The organism is Paracoccus sp. (in: a-proteobacteria) (genome assembly GCF_030538655.1).
Taxonomy (GTDB): domain Bacteria; phylum Pseudomonadota; class Alphaproteobacteria; order Rhodobacterales; family Rhodobacteraceae; genus Paracoccus.
In genome coordinates, this window is the sequence record NZ_JAUNTO010000015.1 from 69,350 (window position 1) to 78,960 (window position 9,611).

Annotated in this window: 7 protein-coding genes and 3 pseudogenes; 3 read left to right on the forward strand and 7 right to left on the reverse strand. The window is 61.4% G+C overall.

Translation table 11 applies throughout. The annotated features are described in order from the left end of the window. The first annotated feature begins 1 nt into the window (after position 1). Positions 2–877, forward strand: coding sequence for a type 1 glutamine amidotransferase domain-containing protein (locus tag Q4G22_RS11185; protein ID WP_303385987.1), 876 nt, complete (start codon positions 2–4; stop codon positions 875–877). Positions 878–1,008: 131 nt separating this feature from the next. On the opposite strand, the gene Q4G22_RS11190 is transcribed toward Q4G22_RS11185, so the two are convergent. The 6 genes and pseudogenes from Q4G22_RS11190 to Q4G22_RS11215 form a co-directional block, all read right to left on the reverse strand. Beyond that, positions 1,009–1,902 (reverse strand): LysR family transcriptional regulator, encoded by an 894-nt coding sequence (locus Q4G22_RS11190; RefSeq protein WP_303385988.1) that lies wholly within the window; start codon positions 1,900–1,902, stop codon positions 1,009–1,011. Between the two features lie 81 nt (positions 1,903–1,983). Further along, entirely contained in the window at positions 1,984–3,030 is a 1,047-nt protein-coding gene (locus tag Q4G22_RS11195; protein WP_303385989.1) for a sorbosone dehydrogenase family protein, read from the reverse strand. Between the two features lie 9 nt (positions 3,031–3,039). Next, the gene (locus tag Q4G22_RS11200; RefSeq protein ID WP_303385990.1) at positions 3,040–3,408 is read right to left on the reverse strand and encodes a DUF2255 family protein; all 369 of its coding nucleotides are present in this window, start codon (positions 3,406–3,408) and stop codon (positions 3,040–3,042) included. Positions 3,409–3,547: 139 nt separating this feature from the next. Beyond that, positions 3,548–3,937, reverse strand: coding sequence for a putative quinol monooxygenase (locus Q4G22_RS11205; RefSeq protein WP_303385991.1), 390 nt, complete (start codon positions 3,935–3,937; stop codon positions 3,548–3,550). 1 nt (position 3,938) lies between these two features. After that, a pseudogene (locus tag Q4G22_RS11210) lies at positions 3,939–4,475 on the reverse strand (amidohydrolase family protein); the annotation flags it as partial. Positions 4,476–4,493: 18 nt separating this feature from the next. Beyond that, positions 4,494–6,179 carry a DKNYY domain-containing protein gene (locus Q4G22_RS11215; RefSeq protein WP_303385992.1) on the reverse strand — a complete coding sequence of 562 codons (1,686 nt, stop codon included), beginning with the start codon at positions 6,177–6,179 and terminating at the stop codon, positions 4,494–4,496. A 335-nt stretch (positions 6,180–6,514) separates the two neighbouring features. On the opposite strand from Q4G22_RS11215, the pseudogene Q4G22_RS11220 reads away from it, so the two are divergent. Then, positions 6,515–7,552 (forward strand): annotated as a pseudogene (locus Q4G22_RS11220) (transposase); the annotation flags it as partial. On the opposite strand, the gene Q4G22_RS11225 reads toward Q4G22_RS11220, so the two are convergent. After that, a complete protein-coding gene (locus Q4G22_RS11225) occupies positions 7,537–8,130 on the reverse strand; it encodes a hypothetical protein (protein ID WP_303385995.1) in 594 nt (197 codons plus the stop codon). The pseudogene Q4G22_RS11220 and the gene Q4G22_RS11225 sit on opposite strands and share 16 nt — an antisense overlap. A gap of 132 nt (positions 8,131–8,262) precedes the next feature. Here Q4G22_RS11225 and Q4G22_RS11230 point away from each other — a divergent pair. Then, positions 8,263–9,424 (forward strand): annotated as a pseudogene (locus Q4G22_RS11230) (UxaA family hydrolase). Positions 9,425–9,611: the final 187 nt, after the last annotated feature.

Consider the following 9,611-nt stretch of genomic DNA (forward strand, 5'->3'; position numbering starts at 1 on the left):
AATGAAAACCCTCACCACTTTGACCGCCGCCGTTGCGGTGACCGCGACCGTGGCTTTCCCCGCCTTTGCAGACGATGCCAAGGGCCGTGTGCTGCTGGTCGCCTCCAGCGAAAACATACTGGCGCTCAGCGACGGGCGGCAGCATCAGACCGGCTATTATCTGGGCGAACTGGCCGTTCCCGCGCAGGCTTTCATCGCGGCGGGGTATGAAGTCGTCGTGGCCACGCCCGACGGCAACACCCCGGCGCTGGACGGCAATTCGATCAATCTGGACCTGTTCCACAATGACCGCGACGCGATGGATCAGGCGCTGCGTTTCGTGACCACCGATCCGTCGATGCAAAAGCCGCAGGTGCTGGCCAAGGTGGTGCAGGCGGGGCTGGATGATTTCGACGCGCTTTATGTGCCGGGCGGCCATGCGCCGATGACCGATCTGATGCAGGACCGCGATCTTGGCGCGGCGCTGCGCCATTTCCACGACGCGGGCAAAGTGACCGCGATGCTGTGCCACGGCCCGATCGCGTTCTCGGCGGCGGTCGAGAACCCCGAGGATTTCCGCGCCGCCATGGTCGCCGGTGATCTGGCCCGCGCATCCGAACTGGCTGGTGACTGGCCCTATGCGGGTTACAACATGACCGTCTATTCCACCGCCGAGGAAAAGGGCGTCGAGGACTGGCTGGGCGCTGAAATCGAGTTCTACATGGAAGACGCGCTGCGCGCCGCCGGTGCCACGGTCACGGTCGCGGAACCGGATCAGCCCTATGTCGTGGTGGACCGCGAGTTGGTGACGGGCCAGAACCCGTGGTCCGACGCCGCTCTGGCCGAGGCGGTCATCACCGCGCTGGACCGGCAGGTTGCGGAACGCACGGGGCAGTAAGGGGCTGCGATTGGTGCGGATGCCGGGCCGCGAAAGGCCCGGCTTTTTTGTGTGGCTTTCTCTACGATGCCGCAATCTGGTGACTTGGACAGAGGGTAACGCAGGCAGCTATCCACCGCGTTCACCAATGGTCAATCGCGGTGCCGCAGCGCCTTGACCAGCGCGGCAAAGGCCGGGGCGTGCTGGCGGCGGCTGGGGTAATACAGATGGAACCCCTCCCAGACCGGGGCATAATCCTCCATCACGATCCGCAAGGTTCCGGCAGCAATATCGGCGCGCACCAGATCGTCGGGAACAAAGGCCAGACCAAACCCGTCGCGGGCGGCGTCGATGACGTCATAGATATTGTTGAACACCAGCCGCCCCTCGACCCGGACGCTGAGTTCGCGGCCGTTGTCGTCCAGCTCCCACGCGTAAAGGCCGCCATGCGTGGACAGACGCAGATTGACGCAATCATGCGTGGTCAGGTCGGTGGGGGTCGTCGGAACAGGGTGCGTGTCGAAATAGCTGGGCGCGCCGATGATGACAAAGCGAATATCGGGGCTGATCCGGGTGGCGATCATGTCGCGCGCCACCTGCGAGCCAAACCGCACGCCTGCATCGAATCGGTCGGCGACAATATCCTGCAAGCCGTATTCCACCGAAATCTCGACATTCACATTGGGAAATTCGCGCATGAACCCGCGCAGCTTTGGCCACAGATAGTGCCGGATCTGGTAATCCCCGGCGGTGATGCGGATCGTTCCAGCGATGTCACCCCGCAGCGCGCCAAGCCCGTCCAGCTCGCTGGCGATCCCCTCGAAATGCGGGCCGATGCGGGCCAGCAGACGCTCGCCCGCCTCGGTGGGCGAGACGCTGCGCGTGGTGCGGGTCAGCAAGCGAATGTCCAGCCGTTCCTCAAGCCCGCGCACCGTATGGCTCAGCGCCGATTGCGACACGCCCAGCCGGGCGGCGGCCTTGGTAAAGCTTTGCTCGCGCGCGACCTCAAGAAAGGCGATCAGGTCGGTGATGTCCTTGCGCTGCATTGATGAGATCCCCTCATGAGCCAAGGGCGATCTTATCAGGGCAATGCGTGCCGGGACAGGCTGATCCTTCATCTTGCGCCGTCACCGCGATGGGCTAAGACGCAGCAGCCTGTCCTGCGACGGACCCGATCCGCGCGGCGAACGGTTGGTTGTGATTACATACAGATCATCGCCGACGGGCAGAACCTGCCGATACCGCTCACCCGTGTCGGCAACCGGGGTCAGCGCGCGCTTGTCGCGGTCCATCACCAACAGCCCGCTGCCGCGCAGCGCCGTTACCAGCAGTTCATCCCCCGCAAAGGCGATGCCGGACGGCGCCCATGTCGTGCGGCCGGAATGGATAAAGGGCGGTTCCATCCCGTCGCGGGTGTCATCGCCCGAGACCAGCGGCCAGCCGTAATTCGCACCGGGGCGGATCAGGTTAACCTCGTCCAGCGCGGCCTGCCCGTGTTCTGCTGCGAACAGTTCGCCTGCTGCGTTCCACGCCAGACCTTGCGGGTTGCGGTGGCCATAGGACCAGACGGGCGAGTTCGGAAAGGGGTTGTCCGCCGGGATCGCGCCATCCAGCCCGACCCGCAGGATCTTTCCGGCAAGGCTTTGCAGATCCTGCGGGCGTTCGCGGTTCTCGGTCCAGCCGGTCGCCGCGTAAAGATACCCGTCCGGCCCGATGGCGATGCGCCCGCCGTTATACAAGCGATGGCCGGGAATGGCGTCGATCAGCACCGCCGTTTCGCGCCAGACGGCACCGTCAAAGCTGACCTCGGCCACGCGGTTCAGCGGGCCGCCGTTGTCATAGGCGTAATACACAAACGCCCGCCCGCTGGCCGCAAAATCCGGCGCCAGCGCAATGCCCATCAGCCCGGCACCGCCATCGGTGCGCAGCGGCGCGGATGTTTCGACGGGAAACCGTTGGCTCTGGCCATCAGTGATAATGACGATCTGCCCGGCCTTTTCGGTGATGATCAGCCGGTCGCCATCGGCCACGATATCCCACGGATAATCCAGCCCGTCCGCGACCGTATCAGCCTGCCAGCCCTGCGGGCCTGCATCAAGGATCGGCGTTTGTTGCGCCAAGGCCGGTGCGGCGATGCTCAGCGCCAGAAGGGCGGCGGTCAGATGGGTTTTCATCATATCCTCTTATCGCGGGGTGATTTGCACCGTCGCGGCGCGGGCGCGATCGCCGATCATCGGGGCCAGATAGGGGCTGCTGGCGTATTTCGCGCGATAGGCCGCGTCGATGCGGTCGTTCAGATCGCTGCGGACCGGCGCGAAGGCGACATTAAATGTCTTGCCCGCCGCCGTGATCTGACCCGCCTGTTGCGCCATCGCAGATTTATACCAGCGCGAGTTCTGCCCGTTATAGGCCCGGACATACAGCCCGCCATCCACGACCACCGACCAGATCCATGTCGGCGTGCCGGTGGTTGTCGCGTCCGCGCGCAATGGCGCGATATGCAGATCATCGCTGGCCGCGATTGCATTGATGTCCTGTTCGTTCCAACTCATGGCCGGGTTCCTGTCGGTTGCCTCGTGTCACCAAGGTAAGGATGAGTGGGAGAGACGATTAGATGGCATAATCAGGAAGGGGATATGAGGTGGATTCATTAATCGGTGGACGGTGCTGATGGCATCGGCCGTTGAAAAGCTACTCCTCCCACGTGAACGCCTTAGCGCCCAGTATCGTGGGGTTTGTCTCGATGACGCGGCGGGACAGGAACTTGCCGTCCATGGCGGCGATAAAGGCTTGGAAATGCGGGGTTTCGCGGTGGGATTCGTAGGCGGCCTGGTCGCGGTAGGTCTCGATGACGTAAAGCCGGGTGGGGTCGTCCTTGTCACTGGCGACATACATCGACAGCACGCCCGGCTCGTCGCGGACGGAATTGCGGATGTTGTCCTCGCCCGCTGCCATGAAGGTTGCCACATCCTCGGGGGCGACGGTGAATTCAAAGATGCGCAGGATCGGGGACATGGGGGCCTCGGCATGGGCGACAAGCGGGGGCAGGGCCAGAAGGGCGGCGGTCAGCAGGGCTTTCATGTCATACTCCTAAAAGACGTTCGGCATTGCCATGCGCGATCAGGGCGCGGTCGGTTTCGCTGACCTCCAGCCGGTCAAGGAAATCCCGCGCGCCGTTCAGGCTTTGATAAGGATAATCAACGGAATAGAGGATACGATCCGCCCCCATCACATCCAGAATAAAGCGGAAATGCGGCGCGGTCAGCATGCCCGAGGGGCTGACATAAACATGGTCGCGATAGGTCTGGACAATGGGGCGCGACAGGCCCGATGCCTCGGGCGGGATCGAATCCTCCAGCCGTTGCAGGAAGAACGGCACCATCTCGCCCCAATGGCCGCTGATGACGCGCAGATCGGGCCAGCGGTCAAAGGCGCCCGACAAAAGCAGGCGCAGGGTCAGGATGCCGGCCTCGTTATGCCAGCCCCAGGCGAACATCGACAGCCGCGCGGTCAGTTCGCGGTCAAAGCCGCCGTAATAGGGCTGCTGCACCTGCGGCAAGGGCAGGCCGGGGTGGATATACAGCGGCAGTTTCAGCCGGTGCAGGGTTTCAAGAACGGGGGCGTGGCGGGGCTGCCTTTACTCGTTCCAGCTTCCGAAGCCCCCGTGGCTAACGTCGAAGGGTCTGTCACCGAAAATTTCTGCCCGCTCGGGGCTATGGCGCATGGTCAGAACCCAGGGCCATATCCATGGATTCCCATCAGTGCTTGCGACGGGTCGCCACGCGTGGCGCTGGCCCGGCTGTAGACGAACGCCTTGAACGGGTTGGGATTCGGAGGGCGGTTCGATTTTTGTGCCCATAACGCGCAGGTCAAATCCGGTGAGAAAGGGTCGAGCAAGGCCCCTATCCCGTTCGCCGATGTTTTCGATGAAGACCTCGCCCAGTTGAAACAGGTTTGAACGCGGATGCTCCGTATCGGGTCCGAGAGACGCAAGCTGCGGTGAAAATCCGATTCGAAGCCCGTCATAGAGAAGTTCCGTTCGGGGGTGCATCGTGTCGCAGAGGGCCATGATCTGGTCGACCTCCCCCGCAGGATCGGCCAGATCGGTCACGAAATACCCGAAGTTCAGGCACGATGGACCGACAAGCACCATGGAGGAGGTGATCTGTCGCAGGGGCAAGTCCTTCGGGTGCGCCACGATTTCGGCACCGTAGAACAGCCGCCCGCCCGCCAGCGCATAATCGCCGAAGCGCTCTGCCGGGCCATGATCGGCGATAACCGCGTCGTCGGGTCCCGGCTGCGCGGTCAGCGTGAAATAGCGTCCCCGTAGCTGGAAGCCCCGGTCGAGCGTCATCTCCTCTGCCGTCGGTAGGGCGCCCAGGCGGCCGAGCGTCTGGACCTGGGCTTGCGGTTGCGTGCGCATGGCATGGACGGTTCCCGATTCCGTCAGCGCCAGCAGCACCGGCTCGTCGTCGTGCCTGCCTCGCATAAGGCGTGCCTCGGTGACTGGTTCGGGCAGGATCGCGATCAGCTGTGGCGGCCCTTCCAGGTGCAGGCGCCAGATGTCAGCTCCGTCGCGCAGCAAAAGCCCCTTGTTGTCGGTGATATCCTCGAAGGGTTGGCCGTTACGATAGACGGTTCTGATGCCGCCGTCGCAGTCCAGAGCTTCGGTCGGCCCGTCAAGGAGCAGCATTCGGCTGGCGCCGCGCCAGAGGGCGCCGTTCATGGTAAACCAGTCGCGGCAATAGTGATCGGGCGGGGCTGCGGGCGCTTCGGGTAGCAGAAGTGGCGGCGTGCTTATCAGCCAGGTCTGCGTTCCAACAGACAGGATACGCTGGGAATGCGCCCGAACGTTGTCCTGCTGGGCGGTTTCAAGGGCCATGACCGGGGTTGCCTGATGCCAGATATGCGTTCTGTCCCGCGAGAAACCGTGATCCAGCACGACAAAGCTTGCGGGGTCCGCTCCTTCGATCTGTTCCGCCCGGAACCAGACGTGATCATTGTCACGACCATATTGGTGTTCTAACGTGCGAAAACTGGCCGCATCCGCAAGGGGCAATGACCGTCCCGCCACCACTTCGGAATTGGCCGCCAGGCCAAGCGTCAGAATCGTGGCGACGATCTGGCTGCCAGGACTCATTGGCCGCCAGACGACGATACCGTTTTCGATCTGGTAGCCTGTGGAGTTTTCGGATTGGAGCACATCGGGCGATGCTGGAGGTTCAGGCCGTATCAGCAGCAGGACTGCCGCTGCTGCCAGCGTGAGACCGATAGCAAGCCGCAGCTTGCGTCCATACGTGTGGTGGCGAACCGGTCTGCTCATTCCATGTCCGTTTCCGCAATGTGTCGTCCTACAGATTTTCTATGGTCTATCGCAGCCATGGCCAGACCGGAAATGCTGCCGCGAGCATGAACCTGGAAGATTGGCGGACAAATGGGCTATGGATACCTATCCGATTTGTCCTGTCCGTTCTGCCCTCATCAAAAACTGAGACCGGCAATGACCCAATCCATCCGAAGGCCCTCCATCATCCGTGCGAAGACCCCATGCCGCTCTAACGGCGCCAGCGATTGTCGAGGGTCTTTGCCGGGCCATACTCCTGAACTGGCCCCCTTTTTCGACCGGACACTTGGGCATGACCATGGAGGCTTAGGTATATGCCTGAGCACGTGCTTATGTCTGAGATAGAGATCATCACCGATGGCGGCCGCCGGCACCGCTGGACTGCCGCGGAGAAGCTGGGGATTGTCGAGGAGACGCTTGGACGACCGGGCCAGCATCTCAGTCGTGGCGCGCCGCAATGGCGTGGTGCCGAACCTGCTGTATCGTTGGCGGCGGCTCATGCTCGAAGGGGGGAGTGTCGCCGTGTCCGAGGGTGATGACGTCACCAGCAACAAGGTCGTCCGGCAGTTGGAGGAGCGCATCCGCGAACTCGAACGCCAGCTCGGGCGCAAGACGCTGGAGGCGGAGATCCTGCGCGAGGCCTTGGACAAGTCACGGTCAAAAAACTGACCTTGCTCGCGCGGTCGCCGCTGAAGGACAATTTCCAGTGAAGGCCGTGGCAGAAACTCTGGGGGTGGCCCGCTCGACCCTGATCGACCGGCTGCAGGACAGCACGAAGCCGCGTCGGCGCTATCAAAAGGCGCAAGACGGTGAGCGGCGAACGCCATGCGTTCGAGAGAGCCGCGAACGTGGTGGCGTTGATCATGGCCCTCGTGTCGGCGCGACTGACTTATGGCTCCCGGCGGATCACGGCGATCCTGAACCGGCAGTTGCGATCGGAAGGCCTGGCGCCGGTCAACCACAAGCGGGTCTACCGGATCATGCAGGCCCATAACCTGCTGCTGGCGCGGAAATATTCCGAACGCCCCCAGCATGTGCACAACGGCAAGGTGATCGTCATGCGCTCGAACCTGCGTTGGTGCTCGGACGGGTTCGAGTTCACCTGCTGGAATGGGGACGTCGTCCGGTTCGGGCAGTCATTCGGACCGATGGCATTCCTGCCCTCACCCTTCCTCATCGATGCCCATGACCGCGAAATCATCGCCTGGCGCGCCGTGGTGAACGCCGGGATCAGCGGATCTGACATCCGGGACATCATGCTCGAAGCGGTGGAACGCCGCTTCGACGCATATCCTGCCCCATGGGTCATCGAGATGCTGTCCGACAACAGCTCGCCCTACAGCGCGAAGGACAGACCTTCCGCTTCTCCCTGTAATTCCGTCGACAGCAAGCCCGCAGGAAAATCCTGATAGCAAATGGGACGCAGAAAGCGTGCGATCGTCAAACTACCGACCGATGTGGATCGCCCATCCGCAGTTGATGGAAAAGGCCCGCCATGTACCATGGCGTGGGATACCTCGACGCCAATACCAAAACCATTAATCAGGATCCGACCAACCCTGCGTTCAAGAAGCGGCAGCAGGTCGCGAACCAGATCATGGTCGGCCTCGTCGATATGCATGGCCGCAGTTAATTGCCCCTCCAATCTTTCGAGAACCTGCCGGACAGCGACAATATCCGGGCAGCGCACGATCAGCGAGGCAGCACCGAAGACTTCCTCATGCAGTTCGGAATGTGCAAGAAAGTTTGTGGCATCCGTCACGAATAGCCCCGGGCTTGCCTTCATGTCGGATTGCGCGCCGGTCGCGGCTGTTTCGACCGCCTCATGGTCTCGCAGCGCCGCACAGCCACCATCAATGCGGGGGAAGCAGTGCTGAAATATGGACAGGTGATCGGCGTTGCGATAGCGGCCATCGCCCCCGGCGTGCATGTGCACCTACACAATTTGGCCATGCAAGACAGCCATACAACGCATCATTTTGCTCAGGACGCACGGACCACGCCGCTTCTACCCGAAGATCAGCGTCGAACTTTTCAGGCTTATGTCCGTCCTGACGGAAAAATGGGAACGCGCAACTATATTGGCATCGTCACTTCAGTGAACTGCTCGGCAACGGTGGCGCGGGCCGTCGCGAATCATTTCAATCGCGGCGGGGGGCTGGATGGCCATGACAATGTTGACGGAATCGTTGCCCTGACCCATGGCATCGGCTGCGCCATCAATATGCAAAGCGAAGGGTATCTTTACCTCCAGCGCGTTCTTGCCGGCTATGCGCGCAACCCGAATTTCGCGGGTATTTTGTTCATCGGGCTCGGCTGCGAAACAAATCAGATCGATTCGATCGTGAAGAAATTTGAGCTGGAGGAAGGGCCACATCTGCGCACGATGACGATCCAGAATCTTGGAGGCACCCGTAAAACCATCGAGATCGCTTGTGACATCATCAGAGAAATGCTGCCCGATGCCAATGCCGCACAACGTGGAACTGTGCCGCTGACGGGGCTGAAGGTCGCATTACAATGCGGGGGCTCTGACGGATATTCGGGTATTTCGGCAAATCCGGCGCTTGGCTATGCCGCCGATCTGATCGTGAAGCATGGTGGCACTGCCGTGCTCAGCGAAACGCCGGAAATCTATGGTGCCGAACATCTGTTGACTCGCCGTGCCGTTACACCAGAGGTTGCGCAGAAGCGCATGGACCGCATCGAATGGTGGCGTGAATATACCTCTCGGAACGGGGCAGAGTTGAACAATAACCCATCGCATGGCAACAAGCTGGGTAGCCTGACGACGATTTTGGGAAAATCACTTGGCGCGGTAGCTAAAGGCGGTTCAATGCCTTTGGAAGCGGCCTATGAATATGCCGAGATTATTGACCGGACCGGTTTTGTGTTCATAGATACTCCCGGCTATGATCCCGTCGCCGTGACAGGGCAGGTTGCGGGCGGCTGCAATGTCGTTGTCTTCACCACCGGGCGCGGCTCTGTTTCAGGCTTCAAGCCAGCACCCTGTATCAAGGTTGCAACCAACTCGGAAATGTATGAGCGATGACATGGATATCAACTGCATCGGCATTGTTCAGGGCAACGATACGATTGAAGCTGCTGGCAGACGGATTTTCGAGAAAATTCTTGCAGTTGCGTCGGTCGAACACACGCTCAGCGAGGATTACGGGTTTGGTGATAATGAGTTCGTGCCATGGCAGATTGGAGCCGTAACCTGACTGCACAAGCATCGGGCGCATTGTCCGGTCCCAGCGTTAATACGGGGCCGGCTTATGCCACCATTGCAAACCAGATCCGCAAGAGTATCCTTGCCAAGGCGCTGCCGGAAGGAACAGTGCTTCTGGAAGGACCCCTAGGCGGCGTCTTCATTTAAGTGATCCATGCCATAGCGCATGCGAGATCGAC